Source organism: Streptomyces sp. NPDC055955 (assembly GCF_042270245.1).
In the GTDB taxonomy this organism is placed as follows: Bacteria; Actinomycetota; Actinomycetes; order Streptomycetales; family Streptomycetaceae; genus Streptomyces.
Genome location: NZ_JBHJYS010000003.1, coordinates 351,404 through 367,818 on the forward strand (window position 1 = coordinate 351,404; position 16,415 = coordinate 367,818).

The window sequence follows — 16,415 nt, forward strand, 5'->3', positions numbered from 1 at the left end:
GAAGGCGATGCGAAACGGCTGCGGCGGACGTCGGGGACTGCGCTCAGCCCTCCACCGACGTCCGCCGCACCCGCGCGCCGACCAGCGTGACCCGCGGCCTGCTTCGGCCCGCTGCGGCCCGCTGCGGCCCGCTTCTGCTTACCGGGTCTCCGGCGCGGGCGTTGCCTCGCCCTCCGGCGCGGGCACGTCCCTGACCTCCAGCTCGGGCACCTTCGCCCGCCCCCGGCCCACCTGCGTGCGCACCGCGCCGATGCTGGCCGCGATGACCAGGGCGATCGCCAGGGCGCCGACGGCGGACATGGCCTGGTCGAGGATGAGGAATCCGGCGAGCGCGGCGATGGCCGGTTCGAGGCTCATCATGACCGCGAAGGTGGACGCGGGCATGCGGCGCAGCGCGAGGAGTTCGAGGGTGTACGGGAGGACCGAGGACATGACGGCGACGGCCGCGCCGAGTGCCAGCGTCGTCGGCACGACGAGCTTCGAGCCGGACTCCGCGATGCCGAGCGGCAGGCAGAGCACGGCCGCGACCGCCATCGCGAGGGCGAGCCCGTCCGCCTGGGGGAACCTGCGCCCCGTACGGGCGCTGAAGACGATGTACGCCGCCCACATGCCGCCCGCCGAGACGGCGAAAGCCGCGCCCACCAGGTCGAGTCCGCCGAAGCCGCCCCCGCCGAGGAGGAAGACGCCGCAGAGCGCGAGACCGGCCCAGACGGCGTTGACCAGACGGCGGGAGGCGAAGACCGACAGGGCGAGCGGGCCGAGCACCTCCAGGGTGACGGCCGGGCCCAGGGGGATCCGCTCCACCGCCTGGTAGAAGAGCATGTTCATGCCGCCCATGGCCACGCCGAAGGCGACGACGGTGCCCCAGTCGGCGCGCGAGTGGCCGCGCAGCTTCGGCCGGCACACGATGAGCAGCACGATCGCAGCGAAGAACAGCCGCAGGGTGACCACGCCCACCGCGCCGGCGCGCGGCATCAGGGTGACCGCGACGGCCGCACCGAACTGCACCGACACGCAGCCGCCGAGCACGAGTCCGACCGGGCCGAGCGCACCCCAGCGGGAGCCGTTCGGCGCGGCACCCTCGGGCGCGGCGGGAGCGCCCGCCACCTCCGGCTGCGCCACCGCGGCCTCCGGCTGCACCAGTGCGGCGGACGCCGCGTCGGCGCCGGTCGCCGCCCGGTCGGTCCGTGAGACGTTCACGTCTGAGCCTTCCCTTTCACCGCCACCCCTCACAGTTCAATAGGGTGGACTTCATCGTCCAAGGTAGTACACCACGTCATGATCGTGGACCCCCTTTACGACTGACGCTCCCTCGCCCGTACATTCCGTGCGACGCAACCCCGTCTGCCACGCTAAGACCGCCCCTCGCGGTCCGTGAAATGCCGACTGCGCTCCCGTTATGCTCCGCAGACATGAGCGGTCCCCACGCCCTCCACTCGCTGGAGCTGCGCCATCTGCGCTGCTTCCTCGCCATCGCCGAGGAGGGCAACGTCACACGCGCCGCCGCCCGGCTCCGTCTCACCCAGCCCGCCGTCTCGCGCACCCTCGCGACCCTCGAGGACGCGCTCGGCGTACGGCTCGTGGACCGCTCCACCCACCATCTCGCCCTGACCGCCGAAGGGCGCGCGTTCCAGGAGAGCGCGGCGGCCGCCGTCGCCGCGTTCGAGGACGCCCTGGACTCCGTCCGCGCCGTGCGGCGCCCGCTGCGGCTCGGGCACGCCTGGTCGGCGGCGGGCCCGTACACCACGCCCCTGCTGCGGCGGTGGCGCGAGCGGTACCCCGACGTGCCCCTCGAACTCCTGCGCATCGACGACCGCACGGCCGGACTGACCCGCGGCGCCGTCGACGTCGCCCTGCTGCGCGGGCCCGTGGCCGCGCCCGGCCTGATCACCGAGCTCCTGCACACGGAGAGCCGGGTGGCGGCCGTACCGTCCGACAGCCCCCTCGCCCCGCGCCGCGCGCTCACGCTCGCCGATCTCTGCGGCCACACCATCGCCGTGAACACCGTCTCCGGCACCACCGCCCTCGACCTCTGGCCGCCCGCCGCCCGGCCGACCGCGACGATCACCGTGGCGAACACGGACGACTGGCTCGCGGCCATCGCCGCCGACCGCGCGGTGGGCGTCACGACGACGGCCACTCCCGGCATGCACCCGCACCCGGGCGTCGTCTACGTCCCGCTGACCGACGCCCCCGACCTGCCCGTCGTCCTCGCCTGGCGCGACGGCCCACGCCACCCCGCCGTACGGGACCTGGTCCGACTCGCCCACGAGGTGGTGCCGTCCGACGGGACGCGGGCCGCGGACTGACCCAGGAGGTCGCGCCGCCCGGCGACACGGGAGGTCGTGCCGTCCGGCCGCGCGATCCACCGAGCGACACAGGACGCCGCGCCGTCCGGCGACGGAACGCGCCGTACCGAGTGCCCCGAAGAGACCTACCGTCCGACGGGACGCGCCCACGAGACCCGCGAAGTCGCGCCGCGCGACGGCACGTGCCGTGCGAGGGAAAGCGCCCACGGAGCGCCGCCCCACGAAGTCGCGCCGCGCGACGGAGCGCGCCCTACGGAGCAGTCCCCAGCGCCTCCGCGAGGACCTCCGCCAGGTGCCGCCCCGGCCTGCCCCCTTCCCTCTCCAGCTGCTCCAGCTGCGTGCGGCACGAGAAGCCGTCCGCGAGGACCACCGCGCCGTCGTCGGCGGCGCGGACGGCGGGCAGGAGCTGCTCCTGTGCGCAGGCCACCGACACGTCGTAATGCCCCTCCTCGAAGCCGAAGTTGCCCGCGAGGCCGCAGCAACCGCCGCTCAGCTCGCCGTCCAGGCCCGCCCGTTCGCGCAGACGGCGCTCGGCGGCGTCGCCGAGGACCGCGTGCTGGTGGCAGTGGGTCTGGCCGACGGCGGGGCGGTCGACGCGAGGCGGGTCCCAGTGCGGGGCGAGCCGCTCCAGGGCCTCGGCGAACGTGAGGACCGAGTCGGCGAGCCGCCGGGCGCGCGGATCGTCCGACAGCAGTTCCGGCAGGTCGGTGCGCAGCGCGGCGGCGCAGCTCGGCTCCAGGACGACGACGGGCAGGCCCGAGTCGATGACCGGCCGCATCAGGTCGAGGGTGCGGCGCAGGACGGCGCGGGCGCGGTCGAGCTGGCCCGTGGAGACGTAGGTGAGGCCGCAGCAGACGCGGCCGCGGCGCGACGGGAGGAGCCCGGCGACCGCCGAGAGCCCGTCCGGCCTGTGGTCGAAGGCGTGCGTCGGGGGCAGCAGGACGGAGAGCCCCGCGTCTTCCAGGACCCGCACGGCGGCCTGTCCGACCTGCGGCGCGAGGTGCTCCGTGAACGTGTCCGGCCACAGGACCACCTCCGGCCCGTCACCGCGGAACCGCGCCGCGCCGCCCTGCCGGGCCACTCGCACCTTGCGCCGCAGGTCCCGCCGCCACCACGCGCTGAACGTCTCGGGGGCCACCCGCGGAATGCTCCGCTCCGATGCGATCCCGCCGAGCCGCTTGCCGAGCGCGGCCAACGGCCCCACCCGCGCGAGGGTGTTGACGACGCCCGCCGCGCGCGCGTGCTGCACGAGACGCAGCCAGCGTGGCAGCCACCCCATGGAGTAGTGCGCCGCGGGCCTCCTGCGGCCGTCGTAGTGGTGGTGCAGGAACTCCGCCTTGTACGTGGCCATGTCGACGCCGACCGGGCAGTCCGTACGGCACCCCTTGCACGACAGGCACAGGTCGAGCGCGTCCCGTACCTCCGTGGACTGCCAGCCGTCCGTGACGACCTCGCCGGCGAGCATCTCGTGCAGCAGGCGCGCGCGCCCGCGCGTGGAGTGCGCCTCCTCGCCGGTCACCCGGAACGACGGACACATGACGCCCCCCGAAGGGGCTGATTCCGTACGGCACTTGGCCACGCCGACGCAGCGCCGTACGGCGGCGGAGAAGTCGCCGCCGTCGTGCGGGTAGGCGAACTCGACGTCGACGGGGCCGCGCGGCAGGACGTCGAAGCGCAGGTTCTCGTCGAGGCGGGCGGGGCGCACGAGGACGCCGGGGTTGAGGAGGCCCTCCGCGTCCCACACGTCCTTGATCCGCGCGAAGAGGTCCACCAGTTCGGGCCCGTACATCTTCGGCAGGAGTTCGGCGCGGGCCTGCCCGTCGCCGTGCTCCCCGGACAGCGATCCGCCGTGCGCGACGACGAGTTCGGCGAGATCCTCGGAGAAGCGCCGAAAGCGCCGCACGCCGGTCCGGCTGAGCAGGTCGAAGTCGATGCGTACGTGGATGCAGCCGTCGCCGAAGTGCCCGTACGGGGTGCCGCGCAGGCCGTGCTGCGACAGGAGCCCCCGGAAGTCCCGCAGATACGGGCCGAGGCGGGCGGGCGGCACGGCGCAGTCCTCCCAGCCGGGCCAGGCCTCGGTGCCGTCGGGCATACGGGTCGCGGTACCGGAGGCGTCCTCGCGGATGCGCCACAGGGCGCGCCGGCCCGCGGGGTCGTCGACGATGAGGGAGTCCGTGGTGCCGTCGGCCGCGGCCCGCACGATCGCCTCGGCATGCGCGCGTGCCTGTGCCGGGGTGTCACCGCCGGTCTCGACGAACAGCCAGGCACCGCCCTTCGGCAGGCCCGCCTGTTCCCGTACGAGGTCGGCGGCCATGCCCTCGACGGTGAGCGGCTTGTGCGGCAGGAGCCCCGCGGCGGCCTCGGCGGCGGCGCTCTCGTCGGCGTAGGCGAGCACCGCGAGGGCACGCGCGTGTGGCGACTCGACGAGCCGGACGGTCGCCTCGGTGACGAGGCCGAGGGTGCCTTCGGTACCGCAGAGGAAACGGGCGAGGTCGACACCGTTCTCGGGAAGCAGGGCGTCGGCGGCGTACCCGGAGATACGGCGCGGCAGGTCGGGGAATCCGGTGCGCAGGAGCGCCAACTCGCCCTCGATCAGGGGGCGGAGGCCGTCGGGGGCGCCTTGCCAGCCTCGGGCCAGAGTGCGCTGACGGATATCACCGTTGGATTGACAGATGACAGATGACAGCGAACAGATATTGTCAGCTGTCGTTCCATAGGCCACCGAATGCGACCCGCACGAGTTGTTCCCGATCATCCCGCCGAGCGTGCACCGACTGTGCGTGGAGGGGTCGGGCCCGAACCGCAAACCGTGCGGTGCGGCCGCCTCCTGGAGCCTGTCGAGCACAACTCCCGGCTGCACCACGGCGGTTCGCGCGTCCGGGTCGACGTCCACAATCCGGTTCATGTGCCGCGTGAAGTCCATGACGACGCCCGTCCCGGTCGCCTGCCCCGCGATCGACGTGCCGCCCCCGCGTGCCACGACCGGCACCCCGTGCTCCCGGCAGACCGCGAGCGCGGCCGCCACGTCCTCGGCGTCGCGCGGCGCCACGACACCGACGGGAACTCTTCGGTAGTTCGACGCGTCCATGGTCATCAGGGCCCGCGCGGCCGCGGAGAAGTCGACCTCCCCGCGCACGACGCCGCGCAACGCCCTCGCGATACCTTCCGGATCCTGGTTTCCCACGGTGCCAGCCATGTCCCCCAGCATGCATCTCCCCCGGGAACGACGACAGTTCGCCACGACAGGAGCAACTCCTATGCCCCGCATAGCCCTCGACCCGTTCGTCACCGACCTCGACGCCGAGAGCGCAGCACTGCGCGCCGCGGGGCCCCTCGCCGAGGCGGAGCTGCCGGGCGGCGTACCCGTATGGGCCGTCACGCACCACGCGGAGGCACGTCAACTCCTCACCGACCGGCGCCTGGTGAAGGACATCGAGGTGTGGGACGCGTGGCGGCGCGGCGAGATCCCGGCCGACTGGCCGCTGATCGGCCTCGCCAACCCGGGCCGTTCCATGCTGACGGTCGACGGCGAGGAGCACCGCAGGCTGCGCACGCTCGTGGCACAGGCGCTGACGCCCCGTCGGGTGGAGCTGATGCGCGACCGGATCGCGCGGCGCACCGAGGAACTCCTGGACGCCCTGCCCGAGGACGGCGCCACCGTCGACCTCAAGGCCGCGTTCGCCTACCCCCTCCCCATGTACGTGATCGCCGACCTGATGGGCATCGACGACTCGGCGCTGCCCCGCCTGAAGGTCCTGTTCGAGAAGTTCTTCTCGACGCAGACCCCGCCGGCGGAGGTCGTCGCGACGCTGACGGAGCTGGCCGGGATCATGGCGGCCACGGTCGCCGCCCGGCGCGCCGAGCCCGGCGACGACCTGACGAGCGCGCTGATCCTGGCGGCGGGCGACGACGGCGACCGGCTCACCGACGAGGAGATCGTCTCCACGCTCCAGCTCATGGTCGCGGCGGGCCACGAGACGACGATCTCGCTGATCGTCAACGCCGTGGTGAACCTGTCCGCCCACCCCGGACAGCTCGCCCGGGTCCTCTCCGGCGAGGTGCCGTGGGAGGCCGTGGTCGAGGAGACGCTGCGCCACTCCACACCGACGTCGCACGTCCTGATCCGCTTCGCCGCCGAGGACGTACCGGTCGGCGACAAGGTGATCGCGAAAGGCGAGGCGCTGATCGTGTCGTACGGGGCGATCGGCCGGGACGAGGCCGCCCACGGCCCCAGCGCGGGTGACTTCGACATCACACGCACCTCCCCGAACCGCCACATCTCGTTCGGCCACGGCCCGCACGTGTGCCCGGGCGCGGCGCTCTCCCGCCTGGAGGCGGCGGTGGCGCTGCCCGCGCTCTACGCCCGCTTCCCCGGCCTCTCCCTCGCCGTCCCGCCCACGGCCCTGCGCCACAAGCCGGTGGTGACCCAGAACGACCTGTTCGAGCTGCCGGTACGGCTTCGTCGCTGACGCGGATCGCCGGACACGCGGACGGTCCGTCCGGTGTTCGAGCACCGGGGTCCGGGGTGAAGCCCCGGGGCGTGAGTCTCACCGGACGGACATGGTGAATCCCGGTGCCGGCGAGCCGCTAGGCTCGCCCCGTGGCTGAGATCCAGATTCCCGCTGACATCAAGCCCGCCGACGGACGTTTCGGCGCGGGCCCCTCCAAGGTGCGCACGGAGGCGCTGGACGCCCTGGCCGCCACCGGCACGTCCCTGCTCGGCACCTCCCATCGCCAGGCCCCGGTGAAGAACCTGGTCGGCCGGGTGCGCGAAGGGGTCAAGGACCTCTTCCAGCTCCCCGACGGCTACGAGGTGATCCTGGGCAACGGCGGCTCCACCGCCTTCTGGGACGTGGCGACGCACGGCCTGATCGAGAACAAGTCGCAGCACCTGAACTTCGGTGAGTTCTCGTCCAAGTTCGCGAAGGCCTCGAAGCTGGCCCCGTGGCTGGCCGAGCCGACCGTCATCGCCTCCGAGCCCGGCACGCACCCCGAGCCGCAGGCCGAGGCGGGCGTCGACGTGTACGGCCTCACGCACAACGAGACCTCCACCGGTGTCGCCGCCCCGATCAAGCGCGTGGCGGGTGCCGACGAGGGCGCCCTCGTCCTCGTCGACGCGACCTCCGGCGCCGGCGGTCTGCCCGTCGACATCGCCGAGACGGACGTCTACTACTTCGCTCCGCAGAAGTCGTTCGCGTCGGACGGCGGCCTGTGGCTGGCGGCGTTCTCGCCGGCCGCCCTGGAGCGCGCCGAGCGCATCCACGCGTCGGGCCGCCACATCCCGGAGTTCTTCTCGCTGCCGACGGCGATCGACAACTCCCGCAAGAACCAGACGTACAACACCCCGGCGCTCGCGACGCTGTTCCTGCTCGGTGAGCAGCTGGAGTGGATGAACAGCCAGGGCGGTCTGGCCTGGACGACGGCCCGCACCAAGGACTCCTCGACGCGCCTGTACAGCTGGGCCGAGGACTCGAAGCACGCGACGCCGTTCGTCACGGACCCGGCGAAGCGTTCGCAGGTCATCGGCACGATCGACTTCTCGGACGAGATCGACGCGGCCGCGGTCGCCAAGGTGCTGCGCGCCAACGGCATCGTCGACACGGAGCCCTACCGCAAGCTGGGCCGCAACCAGCTGCGCGTCGCGATGTTCCCGGCGATCGACCCGGCGGACGTCGAGGCACTGACGAAGTGCATCGACTACGTGATCGAGAAGCTCTAGTCACACCGGTTCTACGCCGATGGGGCGCCCGGCACTTCCGCCGGGCGCCCCATCGGCGTAGAAGGGGACAGAGCGCCCGGGGAGTGCCCGCCCCGGGCGCGCTACTTCTTCGGCCGCCTCAGCAGCCGCCCGATCCCGAAGACGGCGATGACCACGACGACGAGCCCGACCGCGCTCGCGCTGAGGCCCGTGTCGATGGGTCCGTCGCCCGCGTCACCGCTTCCCGAGGGCGACTTCGCGTCCCCGCCGGACCCGTCGTCGACCTGTACGGGCTCCACCGAACTGCCCCGGCCCTCGCTCCCGTAGAGCAGTGTCTTCCCGTCCGCGGTGTACGTGACGGACTCGCCCTGGGGCTGCATCGGCACGTTCAACTGCCCCTCACGCTCGGGCTTGCCGTTCTTCCAGGCGTACGAGATCCCGCCGAAGTAGCCGCGCAGGGCGAGGTGCTCGCCGTCGGGCGAGAACGCTCCGTCCGTCACCCACAGGTCGATGTCACCGACACGGCGGAAGACGTTCGTGCCCGACGCGGACAGGTTCCGGGGGCCCTCGTAGAGGCCGCCGCCGTCCTCGTTCTTCTCGGCGATGTAGACGCGTCCGGTCTTCGGATGGACCATCAGCGCCTCGGCGTTGCGGGGCCCGTCCGCGTACTGCACGGTGAACTGCGTCGCCCGCACGGTCTGGTCGCGCAGCTCCTTCGGCTCCGGCAGCTTGTAGATCCACACGTGGGACCACTTGCCGCCGAGGTTGTCGCCGATGTCGCCGACGTACAGGTTGTTGTCGGGCCCGAGGGAGATGGCCTCGACGTCGCGCGGGGCACCGACGCCGGTCAGGGTGAGGGTGGCGACGGTCTTTCCGGTCCTGCCGTCGATCGCGTACAGGTAGGCGCCGTCGCTGCTGTCGTTGTGGGTCCAGTAGATGCCCGGGTGGATCCGGGACGCGGCGAGGCCGCTGGACTCGGTGATGCGCGGGTCCTTGATGGTGAACCCGTCGCTGCCGGGGTCGTCCGCCACGGCGGGGGCGGTGGCACCGAACGCGAGAACGACGGCGGCTCCGGCCGCACCCAGAAACGAACGCATGCCCCCAGCTTGCCAGGGCGTGCTCAGCGTCACACACTCCGCCCGCCCGTGATCCGCGATGATGAGCGGATGCTCAGGTTCACATTCGTCGGCGACTCGATGACGATAGGCAGCGCGGGCGAACTCACCTGGCGTTACCGGATGTGGCAGCATCTGCGGGCCGCGTACGGCGACGGCGCGTTCGAGATCGCCGGGCCGCGCGAGACGCTCTACGACAAGACGGCGAACGCCGCGGTGTCGCACGACTACGCGGACGCGGACCCCGCGTTCCCGCGCGCCCACCTCGCGGGCTGGGGCGAGGGCTGGCTGCACATGGCGCCCGTCATCGAGGAGGCGGTCGCGCTCGCCCGCACCGACGTCCTGCTCATCTCGCTCGGCCTGATCGATCTCGGCTTCTACACGAACGCGGAGCAGACCGCGCAGAACGTGCGCCGCTTCGTCGCCGGCGCCCGCGCCGCGAACCCGCGGGTGCGGATGGTCCTGCTGCCGGTCATCCCGAACGTGCGCGCCGAGACGGACGCGCCGTTCGCCGCGGAGGTCGCGCACTTCAACACGCTCCTCGCGAAGGCCGTCGCCGACCTCGACTCGGGCCGCTCCCCCCTGCTCCTCGCGTCCGTGCCGGAGTCGTACGACATCCATGTGGACACGTACGACGGCACGCACCCGAACGCGAGCGGCGAGCGCAAGCTCGCAAACACGTTCGCGCGGGCGATGCGGCAGGCGTGGGGTCCGCTGAACGCCCGGCCCGGGGGCCTTGCCTAGAGTCCACTCCACGCCGTTGGCTGGGGACTCATGAAGTACACGCAGCTCGGACGCACAGGACTCAAGGTCAGCCGGCTCGTTCTCGGCACGATGAACTTCGGTCCGCAGACCGACGAGGCCGACAGCCACGCGATCATGGACACGGCGCTGGCCTCGGGGATCAACTACTTCGACACCGCCAACGTCTACGGCTGGGGCGAGAACAAGGGCCGTACCGAGGAGATCATCGGCAGCTGGTTCGCCCAGGGCGGCGACCGGCGGGACAAGACGGTCCTGGCCACGAAGGTCTACGGCAACATGGCCGGCTCGGGCACCGATTCGCCCTGGCCCAACCACGACAAGCTCTCCGCGGTCAACATCCGCCGCGCCGTCGAGGCCAGCCTCAAGCGGCTGGGGACGGACTACATCGACATCTACCAGTTCCACCACGTCGACCGCGAGACCCCCTTCGAGGAGATCTGGCAGGCCGTCGACGTCCTGATCCAGCAGGGCAAGATCCTGTACGCCGGATCGTCGAACTTCCCCGGCTACAAGATCGCCCAGGCCAACGAGAAGGCGGCCGCGCGCGGCCGCCTCGGGCTCGTCAGCGAGCAGTGCCTCTACAACCTCGCGGAGCGCCGCGCGGAGATGGAGGTCATCCCGGCCGCGCAGGAGTACGGCCTCGGGGTCATCCCCTGGTCGCCGCTGCACGGCGGTCTGCTGGGCGGGGTCATCAAGAAGGAGGTCGAGGGCGGGCGCCGCGCGAGCGGCCGCGCCGCGGACGCGCTCGCGAACCCGGAGACGCGCGCCCAGCTCCAGGCCTACGAGGACCTGCTCGACAAGCACGGCCTCGCGCCCGGCGAGGCGGCGCTGGCGTGGCTGCTGACCCGTCCCGGCGTCACCGGGCCCATCGTCGGCCCGCGCACCTCGGAGCAGCTCGACTCGGCGCTGCGCGCGGTCGAGCTGGAACTGAGCGAGGAGGTCCTCACGGGTCTGGACGAGATCTTCCCCGGCCCGGGCCCTTCACCGGAGGCGTTCGCCTGGTAGAGCGGGGGCCTCACGCGGCCTGACGGCAGTGCGGCTGCGGGTACGGCGCGGAGCGGCCGCGGTCACTTTCCGACCGCGGCCGCCACTGCGACGACGGCGAACATCAGCACCAGCACAACGGCCATGATCCGGTTACGGCTCTTCGGGTCCACGCTTCGAGGTTAACCCGTGGCCGAAAGAGGCCAGCCGCCGACCTTCTCGTAGCGGGGCCGCTCGCCGCGCACCCCGGAGGTCGGCAGCCGGCTGCGGACGAGAGCCAGCTCGCCGACCGTCCACTGTTCACCGGCGAACGTGTCGAGGGCGGCCGCGTACGGCGTGAGGCGGACGGCGCCGGAGCCACGGGCCAGCGTGAGGTGCGGCCGGTAGTGGCGGTGCTCCTCCGTGTCGAGGCCGGCCTTGCGGGCCGCGGCCCCGGCCCGCTCGGCGAGCCGCCGCATCGCCGCCACGTCACCGTCCGCGCCCACCCACAGGGCCCGGTTCCCGAAGTGCCCGCCGCCGCGCAGGGCGAGCGGGAAGGGCGCGGTGCGGGCGGCGGCCCGTTCCAGGCGCCGCGACAGCTCGGGCACGGTCTCGTCGGGCACCTCGCCGTAGAAGGCCAGCGTGAAGTGCCAGCCGGGCCGGCCGGTCCACCGCAGACCTTCGGAATCCCCGGAACCCGTCAACTGGTCGACGGCGCGCTCCAGTTCGGCCAGAGCCTCGTCCGGCGGAAGCACTGCTGCGAAAAGTCTCACGGGGTTAGTGTCCCCGTATGGAGATCAGAAAGGGCAGCACAGCGGACATCCCCGCCATAGTCGGCCTGTTCGACGGGGCCATGGAGTGGCTGGTGTCACAGGGGCGGACGGGGCAGTGGGGCGAGAGACCGTGGTCACAGCGTCCGCGGGCCGTGGCGATGGTCGAGGAGTACGTGGCCGCAGGCCAGCCCTGGCTCGCGGAGGTCGACGGCACCCCGGTCGGCACGCTCACGCTCTCCGAGGGACCCGGCTCGTACGTGGAGCCGGCCGGCGAGCCCGAGCGTTACGTCCATCTGCTCGCGGCCCGGCACGGCAGCGGGGCGGGCGCCGCGCTGCTCGCCCACGCCGTACAGGAGACGCGCAGGGCGGGCGTCGCCCTCCTGCGCGTCGACTGCTACGCGGGCGACGACGGCAAGCTCGTCGCGTTCTACGAGGCGAACGGCTTCGTCCGCACCGAGACGTTCATCGGGCCCGACGGCGTCTGGCCGGGCCAGGTCCTGGCCCGGCGCGTCTGACGGTCAGCCCCCTCGGCTCACGCCGCCGTGGCCAGCTGCTCGCGCGGTACGAACTGCACGTGCTGCTGTCCGCGGCGCAGGTCGAGCTTGAGCCGCAGGTTCGCGGCGCGGGCCAGCATCAGTCCGACGCCGACCGCGGCCGTGGCGCACACGAGGCCGCCGAGCGCGAAGCTGATCCTGACCCCGTACTGGTCGGCGATCCAGCCGAACAGGGGCCCGCCGAGCGGCGTACCGCCCGTGAACACCATCATGAACAGGGACATGACGCGGCCCCGCATCTCGGGGTCGGTGGCCATCTGGACGGACGAGTTCGCGGTCACGTTGACCGTGAGGCCGAGGATGCCGAGCAGCACGATCAGCGGCGCGAAGACCCAGACGTCGGGCGCGAACGCGGCCACGACCTCCAGGACACCGAAGCCGACCGCGGCTCCCGCGAGGACGCGCAGCCGGGTGGAGCGGCGCCGCGCGGCGAGCAGCGCACCGGCCAGTGAGCCGAGGGCCATGAGCGTGTTGAACACGCCGTACATGCCGACCCCGCCGTGGAAGACGTCGTCGGCGTAGGCACTCAGCCAGATCGGGAAGTTGAAGCCGAAGGTGCCGACGAAGCCGACGAGGACGATCGGCCAGATCAGCTCGGGGTGCTTGGAGACGTAGTCGAGGCCCTCGCGGAGCCGGCCCTTGCCGCGCGGGGCGCGCGGGGTGTGGTGCAGCTCGCGGGTGCGCATCAGGCAGAGGCTGGTGAGCGGGGCGAGAAAGGAGAGCCCGTTGGCGAGGAACGCCCAGCCCGGACCGACGGCAGCGGTGAGTCCACTCGCGACCGCGGGACCGATCAGGCGTGCCGACTGGAAGTTCGCCGAGTTCAGGCTGACCGCGTTGCGGACCTGGTCGGGGCCGACCATCTCGGAGACGAAGGACTGGCGGGTCGGGTTGTCGACGACGGTGACGAGGCCGGTGAAGAAGGCCGCGAGGTAGACGTGCCAGACCTGGACGTTCCCGGTGAGGGTGAGCGCGGCGAGGAAGAGCCCGGACAGGCTCATGGCGCCCTGGGTGACGAACAGCAGGTTCCGCTTGGCGAAACGGTCGGCTATGACGCCGCCGTACAGGCCGAACAGGAGCATCGGCAGGAACTGCATGGCGGTGGTGATACCCACGGCCGCCGAGGAGCCGGTGATGCTGAGCACCAGCCAGTCCTGGGTGATGCGGGCCATCCAGGTGCCGGTGTTGGAGACGACGGCCCCGGTCGCGAAGAGCCGGTAGTTACGGATCTTCAGCGAGCTGAACATCGAGCTCTTGCGGGGGCGGTCGGTCTTGTCGAGGGCGGTTGGTGCGGGGGCGGAGTCTGCTCCGGGTCCCGTACTCAATGCGGGTTCGCCTCCTTGGCGGCCGTGAACGGCAGGTCGACGACGCCCCGAAGGGCATGGCAGAGGGGTTACAAGTGGGCGAGCTTCTCCAGGACGGGGGCGGCGGCGCGGATCTTGGCCCACTCGTCCTCGTCCAGGTTCTCCACGAGCGAGGCCAGCCACGCGTTGCGCTTGCGGCGGCTCTCCTCGAGCATGGCCTCGGCCTGCTCGGTGGAGGTGACGACCTTCTGTCGCCGGTCCTCGGGATGCGGCTCCAGCCGGACGAGCCCCTTGGCCTCGAGCAGCGCGACGATGCGGGTCATCGACGGCGGCTGCACGTGCTCCTTGCGGGCGAGTTCGCCCGGAGTCGCGCTGCCGCAGCGGGCGAGGGTGCCGAGCACCGACATTTCTGTGGGGCTCAGCGACTCGTCGACCCGCTGGTGCTTGAGTCGGCGCGACAGGCGCATCACCGCTGAGCGCAAGGCGTTCACGGCGGCTGCGTCGTCGCCATGGGAGAGGTCCGGCATGTCTTTAGCTTAACTCATTACTCTTTCTAAAGACCACTCGGGTTCCCGTGACTCCGCCCACCGAATCCTCCCCGACCCCCTTCGTCACCCATATGAGTGACGCGGCCACGAAAAGTGACACGCGGGCGGACAGGGGCCCGCGACCCTGTTGCGCATGGGATCGACAGTGCTCAGCCTGCGGATAGACGGTGAGCTGCTCGAGCGGCTCAAGACCCACGCCGCCAAAAGAGGAATGAGCGTCCAGGACTATGTGGTCCGGACGCTCATTCGGGACGACTTCGACGAACGCTTCGCGCTGTCCGTCGAGAAGACAGAGGCTTTCTACGGGGCCGCGTGAGAGCCGCGGGCCGTCAGGAGCCGGGTGCGCGGTTGCCCGCGCCCCGTCAGGGCGCTCAGGTCAGGCCCAGCGCCGGCATCAGGTAGTAGAAGGCGAAGACCGCCGCGACGATGTACATCGCGACCGGCACCGAACGGGCGCGGCCCGCCGCGACCCGCAGCACGGTGAAGCTGATGAAGCCCATCCCGATGCCGTTGGTGATCGAGTACGTGAACGGCATCATCAGCATCGTCACGAAGGCCGGGATGGCGATCGTGTAGTCGCTCCAGTCGATGGCGCCGATCGACCCCGACAGAATCAGGAAGCCCACCGCGAGCAGCGCGGGCGTGGCGGCCTGGGACGGGACCATCGTGGCGATCGGCGTGAGGAACAGCGCGACGGCGAAGAGACCGCCGGTGATCACGTTGGCGAAACCCGTGCGGGCGCCCTCACCGACACCGGCGGTGGACTCCACGAAGCAGGTGGTGGCCGACGAGGACGAGGCGCCGCCCGCGGCGACGGCGATGCCGTCGATGAAGAGGACCTTGTTCATGCCGGGCATCTGACCGTCCTTGTCGGTCAGCTTGGCCTCGTCGCTGACGCCCATGATCGTGCCCATCGCGTCGAAGAAGCACGACAGCAGCACGGTGAAGACGAAGAGGATGCCGGTCAGCAGGCCGACCTTGCTGAAGCCGCCGAACAGGCTGACCTGACCCACCAGACCGAAGTCCGGCATCTCGACCGGGTTGCCGGGCCACTTGGGCGTCGTCAGGCCCCAGCTCGGGACGTTGGCGACCGCGTCGATGAACACCGCGACGAGCGTCATGACGACGATGGAGATCAGGATGGCGCCCGGCACCTTGCGCACGATCAGCGCGAGGGTGAGCAGCACGCCGAGCACGAAGACGAGGACGGGCCAGCCGTTGAGGTGACCGTCGCTGCCGAGCTGGAGCGGCACCGTGGTGTGCGCGGCGTCCGGGATGCGGGAGACGAAGCCCGAGTCGACCAGGCCGATCAGCATGATGAACAGGCCGATACCGATCGCGATGCCCTTGCGCAGGCCGAGCGGCACGGCGTTCATGACGCGCTCACGCAGGCCGGTCGCCACCAGGAGCATCACGACGAAGCCCGCGAGGACGACCATGCCCATCGCGTCGGGCCACGACATGCGGGGCGCGAGCTGGAGGGCGACGACGGTGTTCACGCCGAGGCCCGCGGCGAGCGCGATCGGGACGTTGCCGATGACACCCATGAGCAGGGTCGTGAAGGCGGCGGTGAGCGCGGTCGCGGTGACCAGCTGGCCGTTGTCGAGCTGGTGCCCGTACATGTCCTTCGCGCTGCCGAGAATGATCGGGTTCAGCACGATGATGTAGGCCATCGCGAAGAAGGTGGCGAAGCCGCCACGGATCTCCCGGCTGACCGACGAGCCCCGCTCGGAGATCTTGAAGTACCGGTCGAGGCCGTTCTTGGGGGCCGACGGCGGCTCGATGAGATCGACCGGGGCGGGGGCCGAGCTGGACATGGATGACCTCTGAATCGGTGTGCTGGTGGGGGCGCTGTTTGGCGTTTTCTACGAACAGAAGTGGCCAGACTCAGGCCGTTTCAGTATGAACATATGAGCAAGAATTCGCTATCTCCGCGCGTAGACCCTTGACCCATAAGGGTTCCGGGGTGACTGAAGACGTCGTTTCGTGCTCCTCGTAAGCTAGGCCCATGGAGAAGTGGACCCCCAAGCACGAGGCACCCGAGCCCCTTGAAGGGCCCGTGGTCGCCACCATCACGGGCGGCACGATCCTGTGGTTCGTCCTCTTCCTGGTGCAGCTGCCGTTCTACGGCTGGTTCGACGACCACGGCCACACCTGGTGGGTGTGGACCTGCCTGGCCGGCGCCGGACTCGGACTCATCGGCATCTGGTACGTACGGGGGCGCGACGCGGCGCTCAAGCGCGCGGCCGCCGAAGCGGGCCCGGCACCCGAATAGCGGCCCGCCCGGCACCCGGGCAGCGGCCGGCGCGCCGCCCGCGTACCACCACGGGACCGGACCCCGGCCCTCCATGTCCTGCCCGGGTCGGATCTTTGGCGCACCCGAGGGGTG

Annotated in this window: 15 protein-coding genes; 8 read left to right on the plus strand and 7 right to left on the minus strand. The window is 71.5% G+C overall.

Annotated features, from left to right (window positions below):
* Nucleotides 1-138: 138 nt before the first annotated feature.
* Entirely contained in the window at nucleotides 139-1,140 is a 1,002-nt protein-coding gene (locus ACFC96_RS07640) for a DMT family transporter (RefSeq protein WP_376610972.1), read from the minus strand.
* A 239-nt stretch (nucleotides 1,141-1,379) separates the two neighbouring features.
* Between ACFC96_RS07640 and ACFC96_RS07645 the strand changes: the two genes are divergently transcribed.
* A complete protein-coding gene (locus ACFC96_RS07645) occupies nucleotides 1,380-2,309 on the plus strand; it encodes a LysR family transcriptional regulator (protein WP_376610801.1) in 930 nt (309 codons plus the stop codon).
* 250 nt (nucleotides 2,310-2,559) lie between these two features.
* On the opposite strand, the gene ACFC96_RS07650 is transcribed toward ACFC96_RS07645, so the two are convergent.
* A complete protein-coding gene (locus tag ACFC96_RS07650; protein ID WP_376610803.1) occupies nucleotides 2,560-5,505 on the minus strand; it encodes an FAD-binding and (Fe-S)-binding domain-containing protein in 2,946 nt (981 codons plus the stop codon).
* A 61-nt stretch (nucleotides 5,506-5,566) separates the two neighbouring features.
* On the opposite strand from ACFC96_RS07650, the gene ACFC96_RS07655 reads away from it, so the two are divergent.
* Nucleotides 5,567-6,778 carry a cytochrome P450 gene (locus ACFC96_RS07655; protein ID WP_376610805.1) on the plus strand — a complete coding sequence of 404 codons (1,212 nt, stop codon included), beginning with the start codon at nucleotides 5,567-5,569 and terminating at the stop codon, nucleotides 6,776-6,778.
* Between the two features lie 131 nt (nucleotides 6,779-6,909).
* Nucleotides 6,910-8,028 carry a phosphoserine transaminase gene (gene serC, locus ACFC96_RS07660; RefSeq protein WP_376260452.1) on the plus strand — a complete coding sequence of 373 codons (1,119 nt, stop codon included), beginning with the start codon at nucleotides 6,910-6,912 and terminating at the stop codon, nucleotides 8,026-8,028.
* Between the two features lie 101 nt (nucleotides 8,029-8,129).
* On the opposite strand, the gene ACFC96_RS07665 is transcribed toward serC, so the two are convergent.
* Complete coding sequence (locus ACFC96_RS07665; protein WP_376260454.1) at nucleotides 8,130-9,104, minus strand: WD40 repeat domain-containing protein; 975 nt, start codon at nucleotides 9,102-9,104, stop codon at nucleotides 8,130-8,132.
* Between the two features lie 69 nt (nucleotides 9,105-9,173).
* Between ACFC96_RS07665 and ACFC96_RS07670 the strand changes: the two genes are divergently transcribed.
* Both ACFC96_RS07670 and ACFC96_RS07675 read left to right on the plus strand, forming a co-directional pair.
* On the plus strand, nucleotides 9,174-9,866 hold the full coding sequence (locus tag ACFC96_RS07670) for an SGNH/GDSL hydrolase family protein (RefSeq protein WP_376610807.1): 693 nt from the start codon (nucleotides 9,174-9,176) through the stop codon (nucleotides 9,864-9,866).
* A 30-nt stretch (nucleotides 9,867-9,896) separates the two neighbouring features.
* Nucleotides 9,897-10,892: an aldo/keto reductase gene (locus ACFC96_RS07675; protein WP_376260458.1), complete on the plus strand. Its 996-nt coding sequence runs from the start codon at nucleotides 9,897-9,899 to the stop codon at nucleotides 10,890-10,892.
* 161 nt (nucleotides 10,893-11,053) lie between these two features.
* On the opposite strand, the gene thpR is transcribed toward ACFC96_RS07675, so the two are convergent.
* Nucleotides 11,054-11,623, minus strand: a complete 570-nt coding sequence (gene thpR / locus ACFC96_RS07680) for an RNA 2',3'-cyclic phosphodiesterase (protein WP_376610809.1) — start codon at nucleotides 11,621-11,623, stop codon at nucleotides 11,054-11,056.
* Between the two features lie 17 nt (nucleotides 11,624-11,640).
* On the opposite strand from thpR, the gene ACFC96_RS07685 reads away from it, so the two are divergent.
* Entirely contained in the window at nucleotides 11,641-12,138 is a 498-nt protein-coding gene (locus ACFC96_RS07685) for a GNAT family N-acetyltransferase (protein WP_376610811.1), read from the plus strand.
* A gap of 17 nt (nucleotides 12,139-12,155) precedes the next feature.
* Here ACFC96_RS07685 and ACFC96_RS07690 read toward each other — a convergent pair whose 3' ends face one another.
* Nucleotides 12,156-13,499, minus strand: coding sequence for an MFS transporter (locus ACFC96_RS07690; RefSeq protein WP_376260464.1), 1,344 nt, complete (start codon nucleotides 13,497-13,499; stop codon nucleotides 12,156-12,158).
* 68 nt (nucleotides 13,500-13,567) lie between these two features.
* Nucleotides 13,568-14,005, minus strand: a complete 438-nt coding sequence (locus tag ACFC96_RS07695) for a MarR family winged helix-turn-helix transcriptional regulator (protein ID WP_100595753.1) — start codon at nucleotides 14,003-14,005, stop codon at nucleotides 13,568-13,570.
* A 154-nt stretch (nucleotides 14,006-14,159) separates the two neighbouring features.
* Here ACFC96_RS07695 and ACFC96_RS07700 point away from each other — a divergent pair, with 154 nt between their 5' ends.
* Complete coding sequence (locus ACFC96_RS07700) at nucleotides 14,160-14,342, plus strand: ribbon-helix-helix protein, CopG family (protein WP_376260466.1); 183 nt, start codon at nucleotides 14,160-14,162, stop codon at nucleotides 14,340-14,342.
* Nucleotides 14,343-14,397: 55 nt separating this feature from the next.
* On the opposite strand, the gene ACFC96_RS07705 is transcribed toward ACFC96_RS07700, so the two are convergent.
* Nucleotides 14,398-15,843: an NCS2 family permease gene (locus tag ACFC96_RS07705; protein ID WP_376260468.1), complete on the minus strand. Its 1,446-nt coding sequence runs from the start codon at nucleotides 15,841-15,843 to the stop codon at nucleotides 14,398-14,400.
* Between the two features lie 191 nt (nucleotides 15,844-16,034).
* Between ACFC96_RS07705 and ACFC96_RS07710 the strand changes: the two genes are divergently transcribed.
* A complete protein-coding gene (locus ACFC96_RS07710) occupies nucleotides 16,035-16,301 on the plus strand; it encodes a DUF2530 domain-containing protein (RefSeq protein ID WP_227295457.1) in 267 nt (88 codons plus the stop codon).
* Nucleotides 16,302-16,415 lie beyond the last annotated feature (114 nt).